Annotated in this window: 25 protein-coding genes; 15 read left to right on the forward strand and 10 right to left on the reverse strand. The window is 62.3% G+C overall.

Translation table 11 applies throughout. The features are described 5' to 3' along the window. Positions 1-155 precede the first annotated feature (155 nt). Genes VES88_13080 through VES88_13095 form a run of 4 tightly spaced genes read right to left on the reverse strand, consistent with a single transcriptional unit; the run spans position 156 to position 3,215 of the window. Complete coding sequence (locus tag VES88_13080) at positions 156-959, reverse strand: ATP-binding cassette domain-containing protein (protein HYN82431.1); 804 nt, start codon at positions 957-959, stop codon at positions 156-158. Beyond that, positions 956-1,945, reverse strand: a complete 990-nt coding sequence (locus VES88_13085; protein HYN82432.1) for an ABC transporter permease — start codon at positions 1,943-1,945, stop codon at positions 956-958. The genes VES88_13080 and VES88_13085 overlap by 4 nt, the downstream gene beginning before the upstream one ends. Further along, entirely contained in the window at positions 1,927-2,934 is a 1,008-nt protein-coding gene (locus VES88_13090) for a sugar ABC transporter substrate-binding protein (GenBank protein ID HYN82433.1), read from the reverse strand. The genes VES88_13085 and VES88_13090 overlap by 19 nt, the downstream gene beginning before the upstream one ends. An 11-nt stretch (positions 2,935-2,945) precedes the next feature. After that, on the reverse strand, positions 2,946-3,215 hold the full coding sequence (locus VES88_13095) for a gluconate 2-dehydrogenase subunit 3 family protein (protein ID HYN82434.1): 270 nt from the start codon (positions 3,213-3,215) through the stop codon (positions 2,946-2,948). Positions 3,216-3,339: 124 nt separating this feature from the next. On the opposite strand from VES88_13095, the gene VES88_13100 reads away from it, so the two are divergent. Further along, the gene (locus VES88_13100) at positions 3,340-4,557 is read left to right on the forward strand and encodes a PQQ-dependent sugar dehydrogenase (protein ID HYN82435.1); all 1,218 of its coding nucleotides are present in this window, start codon (positions 3,340-3,342) and stop codon (positions 4,555-4,557) included. Then, entirely contained in the window at positions 4,558-6,291 is a 1,734-nt protein-coding gene (locus VES88_13105; protein ID HYN82436.1) for a glycosyltransferase family 39 protein, read from the forward strand. 138 nt (positions 6,292-6,429) lie between these two features. On the opposite strand, the gene VES88_13110 is transcribed toward VES88_13105, so the two are convergent. Continuing rightward, positions 6,430-6,876, reverse strand: coding sequence for a DUF983 domain-containing protein (locus VES88_13110; protein HYN82437.1), 447 nt, complete (start codon positions 6,874-6,876; stop codon positions 6,430-6,432). Positions 6,877-7,007: 131 nt separating this feature from the next. Between VES88_13110 and VES88_13115 the strand changes: the two genes are divergently transcribed. Next, on the forward strand, positions 7,008-8,243 hold the full coding sequence (locus tag VES88_13115; GenBank protein ID HYN82438.1) for an MFS transporter: 1,236 nt from the start codon (positions 7,008-7,010) through the stop codon (positions 8,241-8,243). Here VES88_13115 and pnuC read toward each other — a convergent pair. Next, positions 8,176-8,760 carry a nicotinamide riboside transporter PnuC gene (gene pnuC, locus VES88_13120; protein HYN82439.1) on the reverse strand — a complete coding sequence of 195 codons (585 nt, stop codon included), beginning with the start codon at positions 8,758-8,760 and terminating at the stop codon, positions 8,176-8,178. The genes VES88_13115 and pnuC overlap by 68 nt on opposite strands. Positions 8,761-8,774: 14 nt before the next feature. Here pnuC and VES88_13125 point away from each other — a divergent pair, with 14 nt between their 5' ends. Continuing rightward, complete coding sequence (locus VES88_13125; GenBank protein ID HYN82440.1) at positions 8,775-9,470, forward strand: M15 family metallopeptidase; 696 nt, start codon at positions 8,775-8,777, stop codon at positions 9,468-9,470. Between the two features lie 63 nt (positions 9,471-9,533). Here VES88_13125 and VES88_13130 read toward each other — a convergent pair whose 3' ends face one another. Then, positions 9,534-12,878, reverse strand: a complete 3,345-nt coding sequence (locus tag VES88_13130) for a glycosyl hydrolase (GenBank protein ID HYN82441.1) — start codon at positions 12,876-12,878, stop codon at positions 9,534-9,536. Between the two features lie 136 nt (positions 12,879-13,014). Here VES88_13130 and VES88_13135 point away from each other — a divergent pair, with 136 nt between their 5' ends. Further along, positions 13,015-13,368 (forward strand): hypothetical protein, encoded by a 354-nt coding sequence (locus tag VES88_13135; protein ID HYN82442.1) that lies wholly within the window; start codon positions 13,015-13,017, stop codon positions 13,366-13,368. Between the two features lie 31 nt (positions 13,369-13,399). On the opposite strand, the gene moaC is transcribed toward VES88_13135, so the two are convergent. Together moaC and VES88_13145 are read right to left on the reverse strand one after the other, a co-directional pair. Continuing rightward, the gene (moaC, locus tag VES88_13140) at positions 13,400-13,891 is read right to left on the reverse strand and encodes a cyclic pyranopterin monophosphate synthase MoaC (protein HYN82443.1); all 492 of its coding nucleotides are present in this window, start codon (positions 13,889-13,891) and stop codon (positions 13,400-13,402) included. Further along, on the reverse strand, positions 13,888-14,961 hold the full coding sequence (locus VES88_13145; protein HYN82444.1) for an AAA family ATPase: 1,074 nt from the start codon (positions 14,959-14,961) through the stop codon (positions 13,888-13,890). The genes moaC and VES88_13145 overlap by 4 nt, the downstream gene beginning before the upstream one ends. A gap of 116 nt (positions 14,962-15,077) precedes the next feature. On the opposite strand from VES88_13145, the gene VES88_13150 reads away from it, so the two are divergent. From VES88_13150 to VES88_13165, 4 genes are all read left to right on the forward strand, one after another. Continuing rightward, on the forward strand, positions 15,078-15,701 hold the full coding sequence (locus VES88_13150; GenBank protein ID HYN82445.1) for a DJ-1/PfpI/YhbO family deglycase/protease: 624 nt from the start codon (positions 15,078-15,080) through the stop codon (positions 15,699-15,701). Positions 15,702-15,789: 88 nt separating this feature from the next. Beyond that, positions 15,790-16,407, forward strand: coding sequence for a hypothetical protein (locus VES88_13155; protein HYN82446.1), 618 nt, complete (start codon positions 15,790-15,792; stop codon positions 16,405-16,407). Further along, positions 16,400-16,780: a transcriptional regulator gene (locus tag VES88_13160; GenBank protein HYN82447.1), complete on the forward strand. Its 381-nt coding sequence runs from the start codon at positions 16,400-16,402 to the stop codon at positions 16,778-16,780. The genes VES88_13155 and VES88_13160 overlap by 8 nt, the downstream gene beginning before the upstream one ends. A 23-nt stretch (positions 16,781-16,803) precedes the next feature. Further along, the gene (locus VES88_13165) at positions 16,804-17,535 is read left to right on the forward strand and encodes a di-trans,poly-cis-decaprenylcistransferase (protein HYN82448.1); all 732 of its coding nucleotides are present in this window, start codon (positions 16,804-16,806) and stop codon (positions 17,533-17,535) included. 265 nt (positions 17,536-17,800) lie between these two features. Here VES88_13165 and VES88_13170 read toward each other — a convergent pair whose 3' ends face one another. Continuing rightward, positions 17,801-18,355, reverse strand: a complete 555-nt coding sequence (locus VES88_13170) for a Spy/CpxP family protein refolding chaperone (GenBank protein ID HYN82449.1) — start codon at positions 18,353-18,355, stop codon at positions 17,801-17,803. A 154-nt stretch (positions 18,356-18,509) separates the two neighbouring features. On the opposite strand from VES88_13170, the gene VES88_13175 reads away from it, so the two are divergent. From VES88_13175 to VES88_13200, 6 genes are all read left to right on the forward strand, one after another. Further along, positions 18,510-18,734 carry a hypothetical protein gene (locus tag VES88_13175; protein ID HYN82450.1) on the forward strand — a complete coding sequence of 75 codons (225 nt, stop codon included), beginning with the start codon at positions 18,510-18,512 and terminating at the stop codon, positions 18,732-18,734. Positions 18,735-18,740: 6 nt separating this feature from the next. Continuing rightward, positions 18,741-19,544, forward strand: coding sequence for a hypothetical protein (locus tag VES88_13180; GenBank protein HYN82451.1), 804 nt, complete (start codon positions 18,741-18,743; stop codon positions 19,542-19,544). Then, entirely contained in the window at positions 19,544-21,367 is a 1,824-nt protein-coding gene (locus tag VES88_13185; GenBank protein ID HYN82452.1) for a fumarate reductase/succinate dehydrogenase flavoprotein subunit, read from the forward strand. The genes VES88_13180 and VES88_13185 overlap by 1 nt, the downstream gene beginning before the upstream one ends. Beyond that, a complete protein-coding gene (locus VES88_13190; GenBank protein HYN82453.1) occupies positions 21,364-22,227 on the forward strand; it encodes a succinate dehydrogenase/fumarate reductase iron-sulfur subunit in 864 nt (287 codons plus the stop codon). Before VES88_13185 ends, VES88_13190 begins: the two co-directional genes overlap by 4 nt. Positions 22,228-22,534: 307 nt before the next feature. Then, entirely contained in the window at positions 22,535-23,674 is a 1,140-nt protein-coding gene (locus VES88_13195) for a PQQ-dependent sugar dehydrogenase (GenBank protein HYN82454.1), read from the forward strand. Positions 23,675-23,768: 94 nt separating this feature from the next. Continuing rightward, positions 23,769-24,806: a serine/threonine-protein kinase gene (locus VES88_13200; GenBank protein ID HYN82455.1), complete on the forward strand. Its 1,038-nt coding sequence runs from the start codon at positions 23,769-23,771 to the stop codon at positions 24,804-24,806. Positions 24,807-24,861: the final 55 nt, after the last annotated feature.

Raw genomic sequence — 24,861 nt, forward strand, 5'->3', positions numbered from 1 at the left:
CTGACCACATATTCTACGATGCGTCTCGACAATAGCGTGATCCTCGCGCGACATGATGAACGGCGAAACAACTTCCGACCTCCGCGCGAGCCTCGAGAAGGCTCTGGTCTAGTGTGCCGATCTGTGTGCCAACTCAGCCAACCGCAGCGCTCTCCTCACGCCAGCGCTTCGCGCGGCAGCTCATCCGCCCGCATCGCGCCCGTCATCACAGCGACCGCATCGCTCATGCTGATCCGCTTCGGATTCAACACCGCCGCCCGCCTGCCGAGCCGCGCTACGTGAATCCGATCGGCGATCTCGAACACGTGCGGGATGTTGTGCGATACCAGCACTACCGACAGACCCTTGTCGCGCACACGCCGGATCAGCTCCAGCACCATCGTGCCTTCCTTCACTCCCAGAGAAGCAGTCGGCTCGTCCATGATGACTACGTGCCGCGCGAACGCGGCGCTCCGCGCAACGGCTACACCCTGGCGCTGGCCCCCCGAAAGCGTTTCGACCGCCTGAGTCGTCGAGGCGATGCCGATCTTCAGCTCCCGCATGTAGCCAGCGCTCTCGAGCGCCATGCGCTTCTTGTCGAGCATCCGAAGCGCTGTCCCAGCAAGCCCACCGCGGCGAATCTCACGACCTAGAAAGAGATTCTCCGAGATTGACATTGCCGGTGCGACGGCGAGCTCCTGGTAAACCGTCTCGATGCCGGCATGTCGCGCGTCGATCGGCCTGCGGAAGCGAACGTTCCTGCCGTCGAGGACGATCTCGCCGGAATCAGGAATAGTCGCGCCCGAAAGCGCCTTGATGAGTGATGACTTGCCGGCGCCGTTGTCGCCAACAACGGCGAGGATCTCACCAGTACGCAGCTCGAAATCCATTCCGTCGAGGGCAGTCACGTGGCCGTACCGCTTCACCAGCCCGCTAGCCTTCATCACGATGCTCTTCGGAACCGTCTCTGGCGCTGTCATCTCCCGCGCCGGCGCGACAACTGGTCGGTGGCGACAGCAAGAATCACGAGGATACCCGTAACCAGAACCTGGTAGACCGACGACACGCCCATCAGCGTCAGCCCGTTCCGGAATACGCCGACAATCAGTGCGCCAACGAGCGACCCCAGCACCACGCCGCGGCCGCCGAACAGGCTCGTGCCGCCGAGCACAACAGCGGTGATCGCATCGAGGTTCTCGGTTTGCCCGGCGTTCGGGTCGCCCACTCCCGTGCGTGCTACCGAAAGAAGAGCGGCGATGCCGTAGAGAGCTCCGGCGAGAACGTACACGCCGAGAAGCACTCGCTGCGTCGCGATGCCGGTGAGGCGCGCGGCTTCCGGATTGTTGCCCACAGCGTAGACATGCCGCCCAGACGCCGTCTCGCGCAGGCCGAACCAAGCAATGAGATACAAGAGCAGCATCAACACCACGCCGTACACGACAGACGTGCCGCCGAGCGCGAACGTTCCACCTAGAGCGCTCATCGTCTGGGGAAGCTCGGTGACGGTCTGGGAATTCGAGTACAGCTGGGTAATCGCGAAGGCAATGTTCATCGTTCCCAGAGTGACGATGAAAGGCGGGAGCTTGACTGCCGTAACGAGTGCGCCGTTGATCAGGCCGAACAGCGTCGTCACGCCGATTCCACAGGCAATCGCCACCGGCACCGGGAGACCGAGCTCCGCCGCGAGCTTTGTCATTACGATGCCGCCTAGCGCCATCACCATGCCGCAGGAGAGGTCGACGCCGGCGGTGAGGATGATCAAGGTCTGGCCGATCGCGATCACGCCGACCACCATCACCTGTTGCAGAACCAGCGAAAGGTTCTCGCCGGTCAGGAAGCGATCGCTCTGCGCGCTGAAGAAAGCGCTCGCGACGAGAAGCGCGAGCAGAGGCCCGACCGTACCAACGGCCGGCAGACGTTCCCTCCAGTTGTCAGCGAGGCGGCTGCTTATTTCTTCCCGAAGCACAGCTCCAGACCGGTCCTGACATCCTTGCTTTCTACGCCCTTCACGGGCTTCGCCGCAATGAGCGCGACACCGGTGTCTGTATAACCGCTCGGCTTCCTGCCGGTCTTGATAAACGCGGCGCCTGCTGCGACTCCGAGGGCCGCCATCTTCAGCGGATACTGCTGCGCAGTTGCGGCAATGCGGCCGGCACCCACGTCCCTGACGCCGTCGCAGCCGCCATCGACCGAGACAATGACGACGCCCCTTTCCTTACGGGCCGCCCTCAGCGCCTTGTACGCTCCGGCCGCCGTGGGTTCGTTGATCGTATAGACGAGGTTGATGTCGGGATTCTTCTGAAGGCAGTTCTCCATCGCTGTCTGCCCCCTCGTCTGGCTCCCGTAGCTGTCGGCCATGCAGACGACCTCCGCTGGTCTGCCAAGCGTATTGCTCCTCGCGTCGGGTGCCGCGAGACCCAATCCCCTCAGAAAACCGTTGTGTCGCTGAGCACCCACCGGATGTCCAGGGAGCAGGTCGAGCGTAGCGATCCTCGCACGCCTTCCTCCAAGCGCGCCCTTCGCGTACTGGCCGATTAGTAACCCCGCCCTGTAATTGTCGCTGGCGAAAAGCGCGTCGGTGGCGGTCACCGGGTCGGTGGGACTGTCGAGCGCGATCACGAGCACGCCTTTGGAGCGCGCCTTTCTGATCGCGGGCACAATGGCCTTGGAGTCGCTCACTGTGATGAGAATGACCTTCGCGCCGGCCGCGATCATGTTCTCCATCGCAGTGACCTGCGCAGCGTTGTCGCCGTCGTGCTTGCCTGCGCCGGACAACAGTCGCACACCATTCGATTTCGCGGCGGCCTGCGCGCCTTCCTTCATCTTCACGAAAAACGGGTTGGTATCTGTCTTCGTGATGAGACCGATCACTGGCGCCGTGCCCTGAGCGATAGCCACGCCGGCGGTGATCGGCGCGAACAGTACGGCGATAAGCGCGGCACGGTGCAATCGCATCGGACTCACCCCTATGCGTGCGACGTCCAGGAGAGCTCGCGCGGCTTGTGCGGAAGGCACGGGTCGAACCGTCCGGGCGACTCGGCATACCGTTGCGCCTTCGTATAGCCGATCTCCGAGGTGAAGTAGCCGAGCAGCGCGAGCTCCTTCATCATGCGGAAGTAGTGGCTCGGATCGCCCAGCCGCCGGATATCCCGGACCCCACGACAATTGCATCGTACGCTGACGATTGCACTATTCCTCCGTGATCGTGTGACGCTGGTGGGCCTGACGAATGCCACTCCCGGAGCGGCAGGGCGATGGGACGGCGCGTATCCAATATGCCGTCGAATCCGCGCGATGGCGACGAGCGACCCGTCGCTGAGTTCTTACAGAGGAACATTCAGGGAGCCAGATTCAGCCCTCGTGAAAATCGCAAGGTATGCGCTGCTCGCCACGATTCTCGGATGCGGCGACCGGAGCGCGACAATCTGGGCTCGAGGCGAATCGGGCTTTACGCCCTCAGGAACGATTCGCCTCGAGCCGGTTGGCAGTGGTCTCAGGCGGCCAGTTTACGTGACGGCACCGATGGGCGACGCACGGTTGTTCGTTGTGGAGCAGGCGGGCGTCATTCGCGTGGTGAAGGACGGCGCGGTGCTGCCTCGGCCTTTCCTCGACATCGTGTCGCTCGTGCACAGCGATGCAGAGCAGGGCCTGCTCAGCATGGCGTTCCATCCCGATTTCAATTCCAACGGATACTTCTTCGTCTACTTTCTCGATCGTACCCGCCATATCCGCATCGAGCGCTTTCGCGTAAGTCCGGATCCCGATGTGGCCGATGCTGAGAGCAGGAGAACGCTCCTCTCGATCGACAAACCCGGATGGGAGCACAACGGCGGGCTGGTGAAGTTTGGTTCTGATGGCATGCTCTACATCGGAACCGGAGACGGTGGAAACACGAGAAAGCTTTCGCGCAACGCGCAGGATCCGCGATCCCTGCTCGGAAAAATTCTCAGGCTCGACGTCGACGATGAAGCGGGCTACACAATCCCGGCCGGGAACGCGTTCCGTACGCCTGAAGGCGGGCGCCCGGAGATCTGGGCGAGAGGACTTCGTAATCCGTGGCGCTTCGCCTTCGACAGCGCGACCGGCGCGGCGTACGTCGCCGACGTCGGCCAGTATCACCGCGAGGAAGTGAACGTCATCGCGTCCGATCGCGGCGGCGCCAACTTCGGCTGGAATATGATGGAGGCCGGGGCATGTTACGAAGCCTTCGGCAAAGCGCGGGTCGGCACGATGTACTGGAAGCTCACGCGCGTTTTCGGGCGTATTCCGCTTTGCGGGACGAGTGGCCTCGTTTTGCCGGCGGTGGAGTACGCTCACTCGGTGAAAGGCTGCGCAGTGATAGGAGGCGCGGTTTACCGCGGTCGTCGCGTTCCGGTATTAGCCGGGCACTACATGTTCTCCGACTTCTGCGGCCAATGGTTGCGCACGTTCAGGTACGCGAACGGCAGCGCCGGTGAGAAACGCGAGTGGAAGGTGGGGGATATCGGCCAGGTCGTGTCGTTCGGCGAGGACGGAGCCGGCGAGATGTACATCATTGCCGACAAAGGCGTATTCCGGATCACAGGGCTGGCGAAATAGATGAACCGTCGTCACGGCCATGAAGCCAGCCACTCGAAACCGAACTTGAAAGGCCGCGACGACTTCGCGACGTCTGACGCGCGAAGCTACAACGCTTTGCTCGTTGCACTCGTTGCCCTTGCGCTCGCGTTGCGTCTGCCCGGCTTCAACGAAAGCCTCTGGTACGACGAGCTGTGGTCCACGCGAGTGATCCTCAGCAGCGTGGAAGCACTGATGCGCGTGATCGGCACGGACCCCCATCCGCCCTTCTACCCGGTCATCATGTTCATCTGGATCCGGATCTTCGGTGATTCGGAAATCTCGGTGCGGATGCTTCCCCTCATGTGCGGGCTGCTGACGATAGTTCTCACGGCGCGGCTCGCAGCTGCCTACAGCGGACCGCGCGCCGCTCCAGTGGCTGCTCTCATCATGGCGATATCGCCGGCACACATCTGGTATTCGCAGGAGGCACGGCAATACTCGTTGCTCCTGCTGCTACTCACATCCTGCACGTGGGCATTTCACAAGATCCGGCAGTCGCACGCGAGACGGTGGTATGCCGCCTACGCGATACTCGCACTGTGCCTGGTCCTGACACACTACTTCGCCATCGCGTACGTCTTCGCATTCACACTCCTGGCATTGCCAGACCGCCGGGCTCGGACTCGCATGCTCGGTATTGTCGGAGCGATCGCGTGTGTGCTAGCCACTTATCTCGCGGTACGATGGCGCTTCGCGGCTCTCCAGGCGCAGCTCGGGCATCTTCGCGGATTTGGAATCGCTGAGCTCTGGAAGCTGATGTTCGAGTGGTACGTAACGGGCGGCGCACTGGGGCGACCGGAGCATCGCGTGTTCCCGGTACAACTCGGTGTACTGGTGGTGCAGCTCGTGCTTCTCGCGCTGGTCGTTCGAGGTCTCAACCGCGCCGAGGTAGCGCCCGTTCCGACTGCGTCTCCCGAACCCCGCTGGGATCGGCTGGCGCGCCGGTGGGAGCTCACACTGCTGCTCATGGTCCTCCCCGTCGCACTGCTCACGCTCGGGCTGCTCGGAGCGAAGCGGTTCTACATCGAGAGGAGTGCAATTTCCGGGTTGCCTTTCTTTGCCATCGCGCTGGGCATCGGTGCGACATCATTTCGCTCGGCCCGATGGCGTGCACTGAGCGTGGGACTCATCGCAGGTTTCGGCATAGTCGTACTCGCCAACTACTACGCCAAGGCCGATAGGGCGACCGTCGGGCTGGCGCATCCCGACTGGCGCGCGGCAGCGCAATGGATACGGCGCCAGAAGTCGCCCTCGCAAAGGCCCGTGGTTGTGATCTCGATACGGCCGGCTGTCGAGCTCCTTTACTACGACAGCGGATTCGGCTTGGCCGAGCGGGGCCAGCTGGGCGGCGCCTCGGCTCCGCCGGCGGATGAACGGGAAGCCCGCAGTATTCGAGGGCGATTAAAGCGAAGGTTCCCAATCACAGTTGATTCCCTGCGCGGCACGAGGGGCCGCATTTACCACCTGCCGGCGCCCGACGTCTCACGGATCAAATCCATCCTCGATCGCGAGGAGGCATCTGAGTTCTTTGTCGTAACCAACCGGTTCATCACTGAGAGAGATCGCCTCAGGGATGCGATCGCGGCGGACCAGTCTTTCAACGTCGAGGCCATCTTCGAGCCCAGGGGGCTCCGATTACTGCGAGTGCGGGAAATCGCAGCCGCGCCTCAGCCTGAGCCATTCACGAATTCCAGGAGCGAGCCTTCAGGATAGGAGACGAGAACGACAATGCCGGGAATAGAGGACAGACGAGCCGTCGGATTTCCAGCGCGTTGGTCCACAACGAGCAAGTCTCGATGCGTGCTGTTTGAGGGAGGGGAATGGACGCAGTCACGGTGCCGCGGGATTCGCTCACTTCGCTAGGGGGCCGTGTGTCTCGATCGGTCCATCCGCGGAGAGGTCGTCAAGCGTCACGGGCCTGAACATCAAATCGATCGCAAGCCATATTGTCTTTGAGAACGGATAGCAGATTATCACTCCCGCGGAGAGAACCACCACGCCGCCCCATTGAATCAAGTCCCACGGCGGATCCGGCCATGTCATCAGGAGAATTGCGACGAACCCAACGGCGAAAAACGTCTCGACGAAGATGAGCGCAACCATGTACGCGCCGAGGTAGTAGTCGCCTTCGCCTCGCTCGAGCCACAAGCCGCACTCGGGACATCGCTGACGCAGCTTCCCAAAGGAAGCAAATAAGTTTTTCGCGCCGCAGTTCGGGCAACGAAGCCGAAGCGCGCGGCCAAGCAATCGCGTCACTCTTCGAAGGGTGAGCCCCGATTCTCCGAGCGTCTCGGGCATTATTTCTCCCTCAGGCGATGGAGAATAAGTATGGCACGGCGCAAGCCGACAGAGCTGCGACCGAGAAAACCCCAGATCCGAAATATGTGACTTTCCAGGTTCACCCTGGAGCGCCGAGCTAAGTTTTGCGAATGGAGCCGGATACTCACCCCAGCAGATGGCGCCTGCTTGCCCTGCTCTCGACGGCTGAGCTGCTCGGCATGTCGCTGTGGTTTGCGGCAAGCGCCGTATCGCCACAGCTAAGCGCTCTCTGGAATCTGGATGCCGAGCAGGCGGGGTGGCTGACAACAATCGTGCAGTTCGGGTTTGTGACAGGCACCGCGCTCACCGCCGCGCTCAATCTTGCCGACATCCTGCCGTCGCGCCTCCTCTTCGCTTCGGCTGCGCTGGCCGGAGCCATTGCAAATGCGGCCGTGCTCGCGGCCGGGGGCTTTCGCTCAGCGCTCGTTCTGAGATTTCTCACCGGTGTTTTTCTCGCCGGCGTTTATCCGCCCGCCATGAAGATGATCGCCACATGGTTCAAGGCGCAGCGAGGACTGGCGATCGGCACAGTCGTGGGCGCTCTGACCATCGGTAAGGCGACTCCATACCTGGTGCATGCGATACCAGGCGTCGGAGTGCGTCCCGTCGTTCTCACTGCGTCAGCCGGTGCAGTCATCGCAGCACTTCTCGTCGCTTTTTGGTATCGCGAAGGGCCGTACCCGTTTGCGGCTCGTCCTTTTTCGTGGTCGCTTGTCGCGCAAGTCGTCAGGGTTCGCGAGTGGCGTCTCGCCACCGGGGGCTACCTGGGCCACATGTTCGAGCTATACGCGTTCTGGACATGGATTCCGGCGTTTCTTGCGGCGAGCGCGGCCGCAATGGTCGCGGAGAGTCGGCCCGGCAGTGAGGCGGTCTCATTGATCGCGTTCGGAGCAATCGCGGTAGGCGGCGCTGGCTGCGTGTGGGGCGGATTGGTCGCGGATCGAATCGGACGCGAGCGGCTGGTTACAATCGCTCTCGCGGCCAGTGGAACATGCTGTCTTCTCGTCGGGTTTCTTTTTGGCGCATCGATGTGGGTGCTGGCCCCGCTTGCCCTTGTATGGGGCTTTTTTGTAGTCGCGGACAGCGCACAGTTCAGCGCTCTCGTCACCGAATCGGTCCCGCCGCACGCAGTCGGGACAGCGCTCACGATTCAGACCTCGATAGGATTTCTGCTGACGATGCTTCCCATGCAGATTGTGCCGGCGCTCGCCCGCCAGGGTGGCTGGCGGTGGTCATTCGCCATTCTGTCCCTCGGCCCCGCCGCCGGGATCTGGGCGGTCAGGCGGCTTGTGCGCTCGCGACGTCCCTCCCGCTCAGCGATGCCCTCCATTGCCGGTAGCCCATGACGGACAGCACGAGGAAGACGAGATAGAGTCCCGCAGTGGGGTAAAGCGCCCTGGAGATGAACATCCCGATGTAAACGACGTCCACGGCTACCCAGACGATCCAGTTCTCGAGCAGCTTCTTCGTCATCATCCACTGGGCAACGAGGCTGGTGCTGGTGGTCAGTGAGTCGAGGTAGGGAAGTGCGGCATTCGTCGTGCGATGGAGAACGGTTCCAAGCAGAAGGGCAAAGGACACCCCGATGCACACCAGAATGACCGCGAGCTTCGGCGGGGTTCGCGATACCTTCAGCTCGGTTCGGTTTTTTCCACCGTAGAGCCATTGATACCAGCCATAAAACGAGACGATGACGTAAATCACCTGCAGGCCCATGTCAGCGTACAGCCGGGAAGCGTGAAACACGAAGGTGTATAAGCCGACATTCACGATCGCGGTCGGCCAGCTCCAGATGTTCTGCCTCACGCTGAGATACACGCTGACGACCCCGAAAAATGCCGCGACATACTCGAGCGTGTTCATATGAGATGCCTCAAATGACAGTTGGTCATCGTCCTTCGCCTTCGCTGTTCCGGATCGCCGTTTTTCTGCTCGCGCTCGGCGCGTGCGCGCGATTCCAGAAAACGCCGGAGCCGGTCAATACACCCGAGCTCCCGCTCGCCACCGATGCAGCGGCGGACTCGCTCCTGGTGGATGTGCAGCGAGTCGACAGCAGCCTGGTGGCGGAGCTGCGATACGCAACGTCGAACAATTTTACCGGAGCGCCACTTCCGGGCTACGAGGCGAATCGCGCGTATCTCAGAGACGAAGCGGCGGTCGCGATATCGCTGGCCAACGCGGACCTCCACCGCGAAGGGTTCGGACTGAAGATCTTCGACGCCTACCGTCCGGTGCGCGCAAGCGAGGCGATGGTGGCCTGGGCGCAGCGGGAGAACAGGACCAATCTGATTCGCGACGGATATATCGCGGCTCGCAGCCGGCACAATCTGGGAGTAGCAGTCGACGTGACGCTGGTGGAGCTGAGAAACGGTACCGAAATATCGATGGGAACTCCTTTCGACATGTTTTCGCCCGCATCCCACACGGCAAACGCGCGCGGCGTTATCGCGGTGAATCGAAAGCGGCTCAGGACGGTGATGGAGCGCCACGGCTTTCTCAACTACGAGAAGGAATGGTGGCATTACAGCTACGAGGTGGAGCACCCCGTCCGCTTTGATCGGGTAATCCGCTAGCCGCCGGCATCCTGCTTCCGCCCTGAAAATGAGGGAAGATTAAGGAAGAGCGGTCTCGAAGCATTATCCGCGGCCACGGTTAGCGGCCGGCTTCGGCTCCTCGGTTGAGGGGACGATCTCCTTCTGCCCGGCGGCCTTGAGATCCGCGTTGATTGCAGGCAGCGCCCCGAGCGCTGCGCCGAGCCGCGATAGCTGAGTATCCAGCTGCACCGAGAGTGTTCGAAATACCTCGCGCGTTTGATCTGTCGGTCTCGCGTCGGCGCTGGCAGCGACGCCGGCAAGTGCGGCGAGCTTGTTGTTGAGCCTGATCGGGTAGTTGAGCGGATCCTGCCCCGACTGATTCTTTACCTGGTATATCTCCGCCTCGTCAGCGGACAATTGCGCTGACAACGCGTCCGCCCTGGCGCGAAATGCCGCTTGCTGCGCGGTTGGCAACGCCGCGGCCCGGTCTGCGAGCTGCGCTTTTACGTTGCGAATTCGCCGTATTGCGTCGTTCGCCTGGGTGACCTTGTCGCGCACCGCGATGAGAAAGGCGAACTGCTCCTCGAGCAGCGCCTGTGATGCACTCGAGCGTGGATCGTTGACGACGCTGAATGTCTGCGTCTGGGCGCGTCCCGCGACAGTCACGCGAACGGAATACGTCCCGGGAACAGCGACCGGGCCCTGAGTTCCTGCTGCCCAGAAGATCATGTTCTGAAACGTCGACGCGTCGGGGTAACGAAGATTCCACGAGAAGGCGTTGAGCCCCGCCTTGTTGGAGACGCGCGGTGGGGGTGGCGTGCGCCGCGGACCGTCCTCGTCTTGCGGCGGATCCTCGCGCGCCTGGCTTTGCGTCGCACTGTCGGGCTTTCCACCGGCGCGTCTCAGGCTGTCAGCCCGCGCCGCGCGGACGCTGTCGGCGCGCACCGAGTCCGCCGCCACAGTCGCGTCCTGATTGCTCGTGAAGCTGCGTGTGACAGCTCCTTTCGAGTCGAGAAAATCCATCGTCACGACCTGTCGTGGTGACTTGAGCAAGTAATAAACCTGAGCGCCGGCCGGTGGATTCTGACCGGTTGGATGTCCGCCCGCCGCGCCCGTGGTTCCACCTCCAGAAAAGCCGGCGCGGTAGACCTTCCGCGGCTTGAAGAGGTGGGCATCCTTCGCCGCAAGAGCCGGCGTCAGCTGACGCAGCGCGGAAAGATCGTCGAGAATCCAGAACGACCGGCCGTGAGTACCGGCGATCAGATCACCCTCTCTCACGGAGAGGTCGTGAATAGGAACGATCGGCAGATTGCGGCGGAGCGACTGCCAGTTCGCGCCGTCGTCGAAGCTGACCCACACCCCGCGCTCGGTGCCGGCGTAAAGCAGTCCCGCTTTCTCCGGGTCCTCCCGAACCACACGCACGAATTCCGTTGGAGCTATGCCGTTCGTGACGAGCTTCCACGTCGCGCCGTAATCGGTCGTCTTGTAGATGTACGGGCGCATGTCGTCCATCTGATAGCGATTCGCGGCGAGATACGCGGTGCCCGGGGAAAAATGCGATGCCTCGATGATCGACATTCGCGCCCACTCGGGAATCCCCGCGGGAGTGACGTTCTTCCACGACTGCCCCGCGTTTCGCGTGACGTGCACGAGGCCGTCGTCCGATCCCGCCCAGATCACGCCGCGTGTAACCGGAGACTCCGCAATTGTGAAAACCGTGGCGTAATACTCGACAGACGTCTGATCCTTCGTTATGGAGCCACCAGACGGCCCGAGAGTCCTTGGATCGTGGCGCGTCAGATCCGGACTGATGGGGACGAAGCTCTGCCCCTCGTTCGTCGACTTGAACACGACGCTGCTGCCGATGTAGAGCGTGTTCGGATCATGCGGCGAGAGCACGATCGGGAACGTCCATTGAAAGCGATACTTTGCGTCCGCCGCATCGTGACCCATTGGATTATCCGGCCACGGGTTCACGTTGCGCTGGGTGCCGGAGCGATGATCGTACCTCGAGAGATAACCGCCATAGGAGCCGGCGTAGACGATATCCGGATTGTCGGGGCGCACCGCGATGTAGCCGCTCTCGCCTCCGCCCACGGCGTACCAGTCCGCGATGTCGATGCCCCCGCTCGCCCTGCTCGGCCCGCACAGCGTCGAATTATCCTGCTGCGCACCGCACACACGATACGGAAAATGTGTCGTCGTCGTGACGTGATAGAACTGCGCCGTAGCCTGGTCCTGCTCCGTCCACGTTCGTCCAGCATTGAACGAGACGTTCGCGCCGCCGTCGTTCGCGTTGATCATCCGCTGCGCATCGTTCGGCGCAATCCACAGATCATGATTGTCTCCGTGCGGAACCGCTATCGGACGAAATGTTCTTCCTCCGTTTGTCGAGCGGTAAAAGCCGGTGTTCAACGCGTAGACTGTCTCGGGATCCTTTGTGTCAGCGTAGATCCGCATGTAGTACCATGCGCGCTGCTGCAGATTCCGATCGGAGTTGGTGCGCGTCCAGGTTGCTCCGGCGTCTTCTGATCGAAACACTCCGCCCGAGTCTGCTTCGACGAGCGCCCAAAGCCTTCCTGCTTTGACGGGTGACGCCGTGATCCCGACTTTTCCGATCAAGCCCCGTGGCAAGCCGGGATTGCGAGTGAGCTCGGTCCAGTTCTCCCCGCCGTCGGTGGACTTGAAGATTCCACTCTGTGTCCCCCCGGACACCAGCTTCCACGGCATCCGGTAGGCGTGCCATATCGTCGCATAAATCACATCCGGATTGGCGGGGTCGAGGACGAGATCGACAGCTCCGGCCGAATCGCTGCGAAACAAAACGTTGCGCCAGGTCTTCCCGCCATCGGTTGTCTTGAAGACTCCGCGCTCCTTGTTGGGACCGTAGACGTGCCCAAGAGCCGCGACGTAAACGATTTCGGGATTGCGGGGATGAATGCGCACACGCCCGATTTGTCGCGTGTCGCCCAGACCGGCGAAGGCCCACGTCTTCCCGGCGTCTGTCGACTTGAAGACGCCGTCTCCGTGCGATACGTTGCCGCGGATTGGCGTCTCTCCCGTGCCGACGTACACGATGTCCGGATTTGATTCGCTCACCGCGATCGCACCGATTGTCCCGCCGAAGTACTTATCGGTTACGGGAGCCCACGTCATACCGGCGTCGGTGGTCTTGAACACTCCACCGCCAGTCGTGCCGAAATAGTATTCCATCGGCCGCACGGTCGAACCCGCCGCCGCGACGGATCGTCCTCCACGGAACGGGCCGATCTCGCGCCAGCGAAGCGCGGCAAACACGGTCGAGTCGTACGTTTGTCGCGCGGCAGGCCCCTGGAACGGCTTGCTAGCAGGCGGAGTTGGGGTGACCTGCGCAAATAGTTCGATCGACGCGAATGGAACGAGCAATGCAGCGAGCAGAACAGCTGCCGGGCGAATCGGGTTTGTCACGAGCAGTTTTCTCCGGGAAACGGGCCTCTGCGTGGGCAGACTATGTAGCCGCCCGCCGGCGTAATCGGCAAGTATCCGGGCCGAGCGTCACGCGAATTGCGTAAAGACAGCCCTCGAACCCCAACCAGGAGACCTGATGGCCAGCCCCCCGGACGAATCCGAATCGACGAGTGAGATGCTCGATCCCCATCGGCAGGAGGAGCGGGAGGCGGTTGCAGTCGAGCTCAGCGGCCGTCTGGCGCAGAAAGGTGTGGAGGTGGGTGCCGACGAAGATCCTGCTCAGCTCGCAGATCTGTTGAGCGCCGTCGAGGAATTCGAACGGACGGTGATCGCCGCGGGCGGGGATTTGATGGTGAACAGTCCCACTTCAACGGACCCGGAGGACGAGACGTTCGTTCTTCCGCAACGCCGCGCGGATGAGCCACTCTCGAGGTACGCGCAGCGGATCGGCGCAGCCACGAAACAGATCGGAGGTCATTCGCGCCGCTGAGGGCGTCTACTTCGCGCGCTCATTCGCGCGCTCATTCGCGCGGCTGAGGGCGCCGCTTCCAGTCGCCCGATTGGCCTCCGGTTTTTTCGAGGAGGGCAACGCTGCCTATGACCATGCCGCGGTCCATTCCCTTCGCCATGTCATAGATCGTAAGCAGCGTCGCCGCCACTGCCGTGAGCGCTTCCATCTCGACGCCGGTTTTCGCAACGGTCGATGCCGACGCAGTGACACGAACGCCGGGCAGTGACGAATCGAGCTCGAGCTCCACTGTCGCGTTCGTGAGCGCGATGGGATGGCACAGCGGGATGAGCTCCGACGTACGTTTCGCAGCCATGATGCCGGCAATTCGCGCGACGGCCATGACATCGCCTTTGGCAATCCGGTTGTCGCGGATCGCGTGGAACGTGTCTTCCGCCATCGTTATCGATCCCGAGGCGGTAGCCGCACGGATTGAGTCTGGCTTTGCGCCGACGTCTACCATCCGAGCGGCGCCGGAGTCGTCGACATGGGTGAGCCGCGTCATGACAGGCTCGTGGAAAGCTCTCTGAGGAGCCGGGCAGTAATCAGCTGCGGGTTGACGTTGCCCCCGGCTCGCTCGCGCGCACGGATAACGGCATCTGAGGCACGACTCGCTCCAAGCGCGCGGGTCTCATCAGAGTCATGAAGAGCCGCCCGCATTCGCTCCGCCACGAGCACCAGCATGGCGTCGAGAATGTCGGTGAACGACCCTCGCGCGCCCGACCCTCCAACCGACATGGCCGCCGCGTGACGGGCGGATTCGTTCTGGGCAATCGCGGCGTCGATGAGCTTTCTAGCGGCAGCAATGGAACGTCCCCGGGATTCGTCCGCGAAGAGCTGGCCCGGAGCCCCGGCAGCGAGGGAGAGACGCTCCGCAGCTGAGCGCGGTGCTCCCGACTCATCCAGCGCTGACGATACCAGCGGGTCGGCGAGCAGCGCGCGCATTGCCGACGCACCGAGACGCGGGACGCGGACGCTAACAGCGCGAGAGCGAATCGTTGGGAGCAGCGCCCCGGGCTCGCTGGACGTGAGTATCAATGTGGTTTTTGCAGAAGGCTCTTCCAGCAGCTTGAGGAACGCGTTGGCTGCAAACTCGGCACCCTCCTGCGGGACCATGCGGTCCGCGTCGCCGATAATGAAGACTTTTTTTGTCGCCATCGCCGGTGTCAACGAAGCCTGCTGAACGATCGCGCGCACCGTTGCCACGTAAATGCCGTCGCTGCCAGAAGGCGGCGCATACAGCCCGCCGTTCGCCAGCCGCTCCGCGATTGCGTCCTGATTATCGTCCACAACCGCCCTGAGATCAGGATCAGCGTCCTTGAGCCGGGGCCGCGGGAAGTACCAGTGAAGGTCGGGATGCGTGAGGTTTCGGGCGTATTCGCAGCCTCGACACTTTCCGCACGGCTTTTCGTCGGCGGCGCAGAGAAGGCGCTGCGCGAGCCAGAGGGCTAATCGCTGCTTCCCGACGCCGCGCGGTCCGTGGAAAAGCAGACTGCCCGGAAGCTTGCCGGCGTCGGCGCTCCGGGCGAGGAGCATACGGATTTCATCGTGGCCGTAGAGGTCGACTAGTGGCATGGCGAAATAATACACTAATCCCGAAAGCGTTAGATTTCAGATTCAAACGTATCTGTTCATGGCACGTTTTCTGACTGTCTTCGCGCCATCGGTGGATCGAAACGAGCGGGGATCTGATGGCTGGAGATTTGACGGGGCGAAAGGTCGCGGTACTGGCAACGGATGGAGTCGAGCAGGTCGAGCTGACCGCGCCGTGGAATGCGCTTAAAGAAGCGAGAGCGGACATTTCACTGATTTCCATCAAGAAAGGCTCGATCCAGGGCGTCATCCACAACGAGAAGGCGGACACGTTCAAGGTCAACGCTCTCGCGGGTAGCGTCAGCGGGCGCGACTACGACGCGCTGGTGATTCCCGGCGGTCTCCGAAACACGGAGGCATTGAGAGCTAACGCGGACGCGGTCAAGCTCGTGCGTGAGTTCATGGAGCTCGACAAGCCTGTAGCCGCCATCTGTCATGCACCCCGGCTGCTCGTTCAGGCGGATGCGGTGCAGGGCCGGACGCTCACGTCCGATGAGGAGCTTGCCGATGAAGTCCGCGAAGCGGGTGGATCGTGGGTGAACCGGGCAGTGCAGGTCGACCAGAAGCTCCTAACGGGGCGAAGGCCGGAGGATCTGCCGGCGTTTTGCGCGAGCCTGGTTGAGCTCCTCTCGACCGCCATCGACGAGCGGCGGCTGGACAAGATGGTGGAGCAGACCTTCCCGGCGAGCGATCCACTGCCGGGCCCGATCTCCCTCAGCTGACGGCACGCCGCCGCGGCTCGCCGGAAGGGTCTCACTTTATCCCGCAAAGTACTTGACAATCCTATCGGCTGCGCCGTAAGATATGCGTATGACATCCGTACGTCCGCTTCGTCCGCCCCCACCGCCGGAGCCGCCCGCACTTCATGTACGGGCGATGGACAACCTCGCTTTCATCCGCGACACGATGGAAGCGGCAGGATCGTTCACCGCGGTTTCCGGGTGGGGAATGGTCGCGGTCGGAGCGCTTGCTGCGATCGTTGCCGTCATTGCGGCACAGGTGCCAACGGCGTTCGGCGCACTCGAGGTATGGCTCGCCTCGGCGTTTTTTCTTCCGATCGTCATGCTCGCAGCCATCGTCGAGAAGGCGCGTCGTGCCAAGATGCCGCTCCTCTCCGGGCCCGCCAGAAAGTTCGTGCTGAGCTTCTCGCCGCCAATGGTAGTGGGAGCGCTGCTCACGCTCGTGATGTATCAGGGCGGAATGGTTGCAGCGATTCCCGGAATGTGGCTGCTCCTTTACGGCACAGCCGTGGTCGCTGGTGGAGCATTCTCTGTCAAGATCGTGCCGGTGATGGGCCTTTGCTTCATGGCGGCGGGTGTCCTCGCCCTCTTCTCACCTGCGTCCTGGAGCCAGTGGATCATGGGTGCGGCGTTCGGCGGGCTCCACATTCTGTTCGGGATTCCAATCGCCAGGAGACACGGTGGCTAAGCATGGAGCAGCGCGTGATGATGCGCACGCGCAGGACACCGCTCGCGGGGGCGGAATAAGGCGATCTCCCGCCCGCAAGCCGGGCGAGCTCGACCGCCTGATACACGAGAGGCTTCGCCTCGGAATCGTCAGCGCGCTCGCGGTCAACGACTCGCTGTCGTTCAGCGATCTCAAGAAGCTGATGAAAACGACCGACGGCAACCTCAGCGTTCACGCGCGCAAGCTCGAGGAGGCTGACTACATCACGTGCACCAAGTCGTTCGAGGGGCGCATGCCCAAGACTCAGTACCGGCTGACAGCTATCGGCCGCCGCGCGCTGGAGAGGTATCTCGATCACATGGAAGCACTCATCCGCGCCACGCGCGACCGCTAGCCCGGACTCACTCTTACCGACTGATGAAGCAAGAATCTCCACGCGGCATTCACGTCGCGATAATCATGGACGGAAACGGGCGATGGGCCATGGCGCGCGGGCAGATGCGTACCGCCGGTCACATCGAGGGCGCCCGCACGGTGCGGAAGATCGTGGAGGCCGCACCGTCGTGCGGAATCGGGACGCTGACCCTGTATGCGTTCTCCGCCGACAACTGGCGGCGCCCGTCGAGAGAGGTCGCGCTCCTCATGCGGCTCTTCCGGCGCTACCTCGTCTCGGAGGTTGCGCGGTGCGTCACCAACGGGGTCCGCATGCGGATCATCGGCCGGCGGGATCGCATTCCACCTGAGCTGCTCCGGGCGATAACCAACGCCGAGCATGCGACTCGACACGGCCGCACGCTGGACTTGAGGATCGCCGTGGACTACTCGGCCAGAGACGCGATAATTCGCGCTGCCCGGAGGGTCGCTGCGCATTCGGACGGAATCGAGGATCTCGATCGCGACCAGTTTGCCGCGCTGCTTTCTCGCGTCGACCACGGAATCGGCGAGTCGCGCGACGTGGATCTTCTCATTCGCACGGGCGGTGAGCAGCGATTGAGTGATTTTCTGCTATGGGAGTGCGCCTACGCGGAGCTCTACTTCACACGTCGCATGTGGCCGGACTTCTCAGCGGTGGACCTTCGCGAGGCAGTCGAGGAGTTCCACGCGCGCGAGCGCAGGTTCGGGACGGTACCAGCCGCGGCGGCAGGGTAAACGACGCGCTTTCCACACAAATATCACTGAGGACGACACGCTACCCGCTAATCGCTGGGCGCTGACTGCTGCGCGCTACGACGGGGCCGCCGGGAAGTTCGCAAAATGATCGGGGCAGTCGTCCTCGCTTGAGCGCGAAGCGGACGGCGACTAGCAGCCAGCGGGTAGCGTGTCGTCCTTATTGCTGTTCGACCTACGCGTCGACGCGAGCCCGGATATGAAAAAGGGCCGCCTCATCGGCGACCCTTTTTCCCCCCGCGTCCGCTCAGCTGCGCTGAGCAGGACGGAAACGCCCGCCCTTGCCTCGGCGCTCCTTGCCACGGTTCTCCATCCGTTCCTTCATACGCTGCTGCGCTGCATCGAACTTCGTGCGCTGCTCAGCCGTGAGGAGGTTTCGAATCTCAGCCTGCTGCTGCTGATGAATCGGCTGAATCCGCGCCTGCATGTCGGTGCGGAGCCGCTGAAACGCGGCGCGCGCTCCCGCGCTGTCGCCCTTCTGGCGCAGTGCCCGAGCCGCATCGCTCTGAGTCCTGAGCTGTTCGCGAGCCGCCTGGAACCGGGGACGATATTTTTCGTGAATCGCGCGAATCTGAGTGCGCTGCGCGTCAGTCAGATTCAGGTCACGAGCAAATCCGCGGTTGAAACCTCGACCGCCATGTCTCCGCGCTCCGCGCATTCCACCGCGTCGCTGTCCGTCAGGCCCTCGCTCGCCTGGAGCTTTAACGCCGGGCGCCTGAGTGCCGGGAGTCTGCGCGCCGGCAACCCCGGAAATTCCAATAAGCAGTGCAGCTCCAAGAGCCGCAGCATTCCATCTCGACATCAAAACCTCCGTAATCGTCTATGAGCGCGCGGATGCGCGCAATCAAAATGGTAGACGCGGCGGTACACGCGATGTTAGGGCCGGCTGCTTCCTGCGTTACCCCCGGGATCATACATTTGGGACTGAGCATCTCATCTCATTCAGGGAGCCGCGAATGCCACTCAAGGAAGGAAAGCGATACTGCATAAACCACCCGAACGCGCGGATGGGCCGCACGGAGCGGTTCAAGGCACTCGTGAACGTCGACGGGGCGACAACGACGGGCGTCGGCGGCACGATCGATCCCGGCTCCGGCATCATCGTGATGCCGTTCGTCTGCGAGGAATGCGGATACATGGAGCTTTATCTTGCCGACAAGACGCCTGTGGAAAAGAAATAGCCGAGAATGGCAACACAGGTAGTTCAGCTGCGTCGCCGCGGCTGGGGTGAGACTCTTCGCCCGGATTCGTGGTGGATTCAGCCGCTCGTCGTGTTCACGATTCTCTCGGCTTTCGTCGTCTATACGACGTGGGCGGCGTTACAGAACGCGCATTACGAATTCGGGAATTATCTGTCACCGTTGTATTCGCCGGTTCTGTTCGGTGACTCGCCCCAGGCGCTTTTCGGGCCGAAACCGGGATGGTGGCCATCGTTCCTCCCGTTTTCACCCGCGCTGCTGATTCTGCCGTTCCCCGGGCTGTTCCGGCTTACCTGTTACTACTACCGCGGCGCGTATTACAAAGCGTTCTGGTCGGATCCGCCCAACTGCGCTGTGGGTGAGCCGCGCAAAGGATATCGCGGAGAAGCGTCGTTTCCATTGATCCTTCAGAACGTCCACCGGTATTTCCTGTACATTGCCCTGCTTTTCATCGTCGTGCTCTCGTATGACGTGTGGAAGGCGCTCTGGTTCGTCAATGCGGCGACCGGACGGGAAGATTTCGGGATCGGCCTGGGAACGCTGCTCCTGGCGGCGAACGTAGTTCTTCTGGGCGGCTACACTTTCGGCTGCCATTCCCTGCGGCATCTCGTCGGCGGTTATCTCGATCGCCTATCCCGCGCGCCGGTTCGCAAGAAAGCGTACGACTGCGTCAGCTGCCTCAACCGCGGACACATGCGCTGGGCGTGGTTCAGCCTCGTAATCGTCGCTTTCTGCGATGTCTACGTTCGTCTTCTTTCCATGGGAGTCTGGACGGACTGGAGACTACTGTAGTGGCCGATTACGAGACCCACGCCCACGATGTTCTTGTGGTTGGAGCAGGCGGCGCGGGACTCAGGGCCGCCATAGAAGCAGCGAAGTCCGGAGCCCGGGTGGGGCTCGTTTGCAAATCACTGCTCGGCAAGGCGCACACCGTGATGGCTGAGGGCGGCGTCGCGGCCGCACTGTCGAATGTCGACGATCGCGACAGCTGGCGCGTCCACTTTGCCGATACGATGCGCGGCGGGCAGTACCTCAACAACTGGCGGATGGCGGAGCTGCACGCTAAGGAGGCGCCGGACAGAGTGCGCGAGCTCGAGGCGTGGGGCGCAGTTTTCGACCGGACGCCTGACGGTCGTATTCTGCAGAGGAATTTCGGCGGACATAAATATCCGCGCCTCGCGCACGTCGGGGACCGCACGGGGCTGGAGATGATTCGCACTCTCCAGGACTATGCAGTGCAGATGGGGATCGACGTGCACATGGAATGCACGGTGGTCGACCTCATTAGGGACGGCGAACGAATTGCCGGAGCGTTCGCGTACGACCGCGACCGCGGCCGCTTCAAGGTTTTCGAGAGCCGGGCGATCGTGCTCGCAACAGGCGGCATCGGCCGTGCCTACAGCGTTACGAGCAACAGCTGGGAGTACACCGGCGACGGTCACTCGCTTGCATACCGCGCTGGTGCGGCGCTTCAGGACATGGAATTCGTCCAGTTCCATCCTACGGGGATGGTGTGGCCCCCCAGCGTGAAGGGAATTCTCGTCACCGAAGGTGTGCGCGGCGAGGGGGGCATCCTCGTCAACCGCGAAGGGCGGCGGTTCATGTTCGACGACATTCCGGAGAATTACCGAAGCCAGACGGCCGACAATGAAGAGGAAGGGTGGCGCTACGTTCAGGGCGACAAGAGTGCGCGACGCCCCCCCGAGCTGCTCACGCGAGATCACATCGCGCGGGCCATCATGCGCGAGGTGCGCGAAGGCCGCGGCAGTCCGCACGGTGGTGTCTTCCTCGACATCTCCTGGATCAGTTCGAAGATGCGCAACGCCCCGGACCACATCAAAAAGAAGCTCCCGAGCATGTACCACCAGTTCAAGCAGCTGGCGGACATCGATATCACGGCCGAGCCGATGGAAGTCGGTCCGACCACGCACTATGTGATGGGCGGCGTGCGCGTGGACGGAGACAGTCAGATGTCGACATTGCCGGGATTGTTCGCTGCCGGCGAGGCAGCGGCGGGCCTCCATGGCGCTAACCGGCTCGGCGGAAATTCGCTGTCAGATCTTCTCGTGTTTGGCATGCGTGCAGGTGAGTACGCCGCGAAGTATGCGGCGGAAACCTCGCCGGCAAGGATTCCACCCGACGAAGTCGACGCTGCGGCAAAGGTTGCGCTCGAGCCTTTCGGACGCGCGACGAATGGGAGCTCGGCCGAAGGCCCGTACCAGGTTCAGGACACGCTTCAGGATATGATGCAGGACCTCGTGGGAATCGTTCGGCGGCAGGAAGAGATGCAGCGCGCTCTGGATGGAATAGCTGCTCTCAGATTGCGTGCGGCGGCGGTTTCCGTCACCGGTAATCGTGAATACAACCCGGGCTGGCACACCGCTCTCGATCTCGAGAATCTGCTGATCGTCTCGGAGGCCGTAACGCGCTCGGCGCTCGAGAGGCAGGAGAGCCGAGGGGCGCAGTTCCGCGAGGATTATCCGGACAAGGATCCGGCTTACGCCAATTTCAACATCACGGTCACGCGGGGCAGGAAAGGTGAGATGATCGTGAGCCGAGTGCCGATTCCGCCGATGCGCGACGACCTCAAGCAGATCGTGGAGGAGAACAAGTGACTGCGACAGCGAGGGTGGCGGGGGTGGGGGCGGGGGCGGGGGCGGCTTCGCACGACGTCGTCAAGAGCGGCCAGCGCGCAGCCGCGCGCAGCGACCAGAGTGCCGGCGGTGAGGCGAAGCGGGCGACCTTTCACGTCTGGCGCGGTGACGGTGCTGGTGGCGAGTTCAAGAGCTACGAGACCTCGGTTTCCGAGGGGATGGTGGTCCTCGACGCGATTCATCAGATCCAGGCGGAGAGCGCGAACGATTTGGCCGTGCGGTGGAACTGCAAGGCAGGGAAATGTGGGTCATGCTCGGCCGAAGTGAACGGCATGCCGAAGCTCATGTGCATGACGCGCCTCAATGATCTCGACCTCGACGAGCCGGTGACCGTCGAGCCGATGCACGCTTTTCCTGTCGTTCGCGACCTGGTGACGGACGTGTCATGGAATTTCGAGGTGAAGAAGCGCATCAGGAAGTTCACGCCTCGCGCGCCCGATGCGCCGGACGGGACCTGGCGTATGGCTCAGTCCGATGTGGATCGCGTGCAGGAATTCAGGAAATGCGTCGAGTGCTTTCTCTGCCAGGACGTGTGTCACGTGCTGCGCGATCACCAGAAGCACGACGAGTTCATCGGCCCGCGCTTTCTCGTCCATGTCGCCGCGCTGGAGATGCATCCGCTCGACACCGAAAATCGCGTCGACGAGCTGCGGACGGCCCACGGTATCGGCTACTGCAACATCACAAAGTGCTGCACGAGGGTGTGCCCCGAGAACATCACTATCACCGACAACGCGATCATCCCTCTCAAGGAGCGGGTGGTGGACCAGCATTATGATCCGTTGCGAGGATTAGTGAGACTCTTCAGGCGAGGCAAGTAAAGCAACTACAACCGCTTCGCCACAGAGCCACAGAGAACACAGAGAACGGCAAAAATAGGGGGAACAGCACCCGCCGCCCCGATACCGTTCGTCGTCGCAGTTGTAGTCAACCAAAAAAAACCGAGGAGCCTTCATTGGCGAAGGTCTATGAGCAGCGCTGGAATGGCTGCTTGTCGTTCTCTGTGCTCTCTGTGTCTCTGTGGCAAGCTCGCAGATCTGTCACATCCAACGAGTGGTGACGCGCCAGGGTCATATCTCGTTTGAACTCGGCCCGCGACGTGCAGGCACGTCCCCCGTGTGCACGGAATTGAAAACGCTTTGCATCATCGCTGGCCTTGTCGCGTGTGGCTCCGATCCTGCAACCGGCCCGGTGATCATTCCTGCGGAATTCGCTCTCTCCGTTCAGGAAGTCGTGTCCGGGCTGTCGAATCCAGTGTATGTCACCGCACCGGCGGGTGACGCGCGCCTCTTCGTGGTGGAGCAGGCCGGCCGCATTCGGATCGTCAAGAACGGGCAGCTGCTCCCGACGCCGTTTCTGGACATTGCCGCGAGAGTGTCGAGCGGAGGCGAGCGCGGCCTTCTGAGCTTCGCTTTCCATCCCTCATACGCGGCGCGCGGATTCTTCTTTGTCCACTTCACCGACCTCTCCGGCAATACGCGTGTCGAGCGGTTTTCCCGGTCAAGCGACCCGGATGTCGCTCTGCCCTCGTCGTCGAAGCTAATCTTGACCGTCGCTCAGCCTTTTCCGAATCACAATGGCGGTCTCAACCTGTTCGGCCCGGACGGCATGCTTTACATCGGTCTCGGCGACGGAGGCAGCGGGGGCGACCCGTTTGGAAATGGTCAGAATCGTAATGCGTTGCTCGGCAAGATCCTCCGTATCGACGTCGATCGCGGTGACCCGTACGTCATTCCCGCCGACAATCCGTTCGTGGGTCAGCAGGGAGCGCGAGGTGAGATCTGGGCATTGGGCCTTCGCAATCCATGGCGCTTCGCCTTCGATCGAACGGGCGGTGTGCTGTACATCGCGGATGTCGGCCAGGATCGCTTCGAGGAAGTGAACGCTGTCCCGGCGAATCGCGGGGCCGTCAACTACGGATGGAACACGATGGAGGCGGCGTCGTGCTTCGGCTCATCGTCCTGCAGCCAGCAGGGCCTCGAGCTCCCGGTTCTGTTCTACCCTCGGGCCGGCGGCGCCTGCGCCGTCACCGGCGGATTCGTGTACCGTGGCGCAAGTCTCCCCGAAATCGCCGGGCATTATTTCTATTCGGACTATTGTGCCGGATTCCTGAAGAGCTTTCAATTTCAGGCTGGGTCCGCCGTTGAGCAGCGAACCTGGGATGTCGGGAGCATAGGCTCGATTACCTCCTTCGGGGAAGACGGCGCCAGTGAGCTCTACATGACCTCCTCGAACGGCCGGGTGTATAGGATTATCCGCCGCCCGTGAAACTCTCTCCCTCGCCTGTCTGCCCTTCATTGCGCTGCTTACATTGCGAGCTTAACCCGCGGTTCGGACCATGACGGGTCAACAGGTGGTGTAATTGGCAATCGATCTTCGCGGGCAGCTTCAGAACATTCTTGGAGACACCTACGAGCTGGAGCGCGAGCTCGGCGCGGGTGGAATGGCCCGCGTATTCATCGCGACAGAGTCAGCGCTCGGCAGGAAAGTCGTCATCAAGGTTCTTCCGCCGGAGATTGCGGCGGGGGTAAAGGTCGAGCGATTCAAGCGGGAGATTCAGTTTCTCGCGCGTCTGAATCATCCGCACATCGTGCCGATGCTGGCGGCGGGCGGCGAGGGCGGTCTCTCGTACTATGTGATGCCCTTCATGCAGGGCGAGTCGCTCCGCGCGCGGCTCTTGCAGCATGGCGCGCTTCCGCAAACTCAGGTGGTGCGGACGCTGCGCGAGGTTGCGACGGCGCTGACGTTCGCGCACGAAAACGGAATCGTCCACCGCGACATCAAGCCCGACAACGTTCTGCTCATCGGCGGGTCGGCGATGGTCACGGATTTCGGTGTGGCGAAAGCGCTGTCCGTGTCGACGGGCGACGGAGATCCGAATGCGCTCACTTCGCTTGGTATCGCGCTCGGCACTCCCAGCTATATCGCTCCGGAGCAGGCGACGGCCGACCCGACGACCGACCACCGTGCGGATCTTTATTCGCTCGGGGCGATGGCGTACGAGATGCTGTCTGGCCGAACGCCGTTTTCGGCGCGATCTCCGCAGGCAATGCTGGTCGCGCACATCAGCGAGCCGCCGGTGCCTCTCATCGAGCGCAAGCCGGACGTCTTTCCATCGCTCAATGTGCTTGTCATGCGTTGTCTGGAGAAATCGGCGGACATGCGGCCACAGACCGCCGAAGAAATCGTGGGTCTGCTCGATGCGATCGTCACACCGCGCGATGAAGTTGTCGCTGCATCAAATGGCGACGGCGCAGATCGCCTGGAGCCGGAGCTCATTCAAACGCCGCCGGGGACGCCGGCCGATGCGACGAATACGACCTCCTATACCATCTATCTCCTCGCAGGCGCGGTGGCGATCATCGGCATTGGAGTTCTGATCGCGAAGTGGCTCATCTAGCGAGGCTGGACTCGGACCGGGTCAGCGAGGCGATCGCCTGAAACAAGTCGTGGCG

The organism is Gemmatimonadaceae bacterium (assembly GCA_035633115.1).
GTDB lineage: Bacteria > Gemmatimonadota > Gemmatimonadetes > Gemmatimonadales > Gemmatimonadaceae > UBA4720.

Excerpts from the sequence above, each read along its gene's own strand:
- VES88_13135 (HYN82442.1), top strand. The coding sequence starts at position 13,015 with ATGGCCAGCCCCCCGGACGAATCCGAATCGACGAGTGAGATGCTCGAT.
- VES88_13110 (HYN82437.1), bottom strand. The coding sequence starts at position 6,876 with ATGCCCGAGACGCTCGGAGAATCGGGGCTCACCCTTCGAAGAGTGACG.
- VES88_13170 (HYN82449.1), bottom strand. The coding sequence starts at position 18,355 with ATGTCGAGATGGAATGCTGCGGCTCTTGGAGCTGCACTGCTTATTGGA.
- moaC (HYN82443.1), bottom strand. The coding sequence starts at position 13,891 with ATGACGCGGCTCACCCATGTCGACGACTCCGGCGCCGCTCGGATGGTA.
- VES88_13090 (HYN82433.1), bottom strand. The coding sequence starts at position 2,934 with ATGCGATTGCACCGTGCCGCGCTTATCGCCGTACTGTTCGCGCCGATC.
- VES88_13145 (HYN82444.1), bottom strand. The coding sequence starts at position 14,961 with ATGCCACTAGTCGACCTCTACGGCCACGATGAAATCCGTATGCTCCTC.
- VES88_13155 (HYN82446.1), top strand. The coding sequence starts at position 15,790 with ATGACATCCGTACGTCCGCTTCGTCCGCCCCCACCGCCGGAGCCGCCC.
- pnuC (HYN82439.1), bottom strand. The coding sequence starts at position 8,760 with ATGAACACGCTCGAGTATGTCGCGGCATTTTTCGGGGTCGTCAGCGTG.
- VES88_13165 (HYN82448.1), top strand. The coding sequence starts at position 16,804 with ATGAAGCAAGAATCTCCACGCGGCATTCACGTCGCGATAATCATGGAC.
- VES88_13105 (HYN82436.1), top strand. The coding sequence starts at position 4,558 with ATGAACCGTCGTCACGGCCATGAAGCCAGCCACTCGAAACCGAACTTG.
- VES88_13125 (HYN82440.1), top strand. The coding sequence starts at position 8,775 with ATGACAGTTGGTCATCGTCCTTCGCCTTCGCTGTTCCGGATCGCCGTT.
- VES88_13150 (HYN82445.1), top strand. The coding sequence starts at position 15,078 with ATGGCTGGAGATTTGACGGGGCGAAAGGTCGCGGTACTGGCAACGGAT.
- VES88_13115 (HYN82438.1), top strand. The coding sequence starts at position 7,008 with ATGGAGCCGGATACTCACCCCAGCAGATGGCGCCTGCTTGCCCTGCTC.
- VES88_13180 (HYN82451.1), top strand. The coding sequence starts at position 18,741 with ATGGCAACACAGGTAGTTCAGCTGCGTCGCCGCGGCTGGGGTGAGACT.
- VES88_13175 (HYN82450.1), top strand. The coding sequence starts at position 18,510 with ATGCCACTCAAGGAAGGAAAGCGATACTGCATAAACCACCCGAACGCG.
- VES88_13080 (HYN82431.1), bottom strand. The coding sequence starts at position 959 with ATGACAGCGCCAGAGACGGTTCCGAAGAGCATCGTGATGAAGGCTAGC.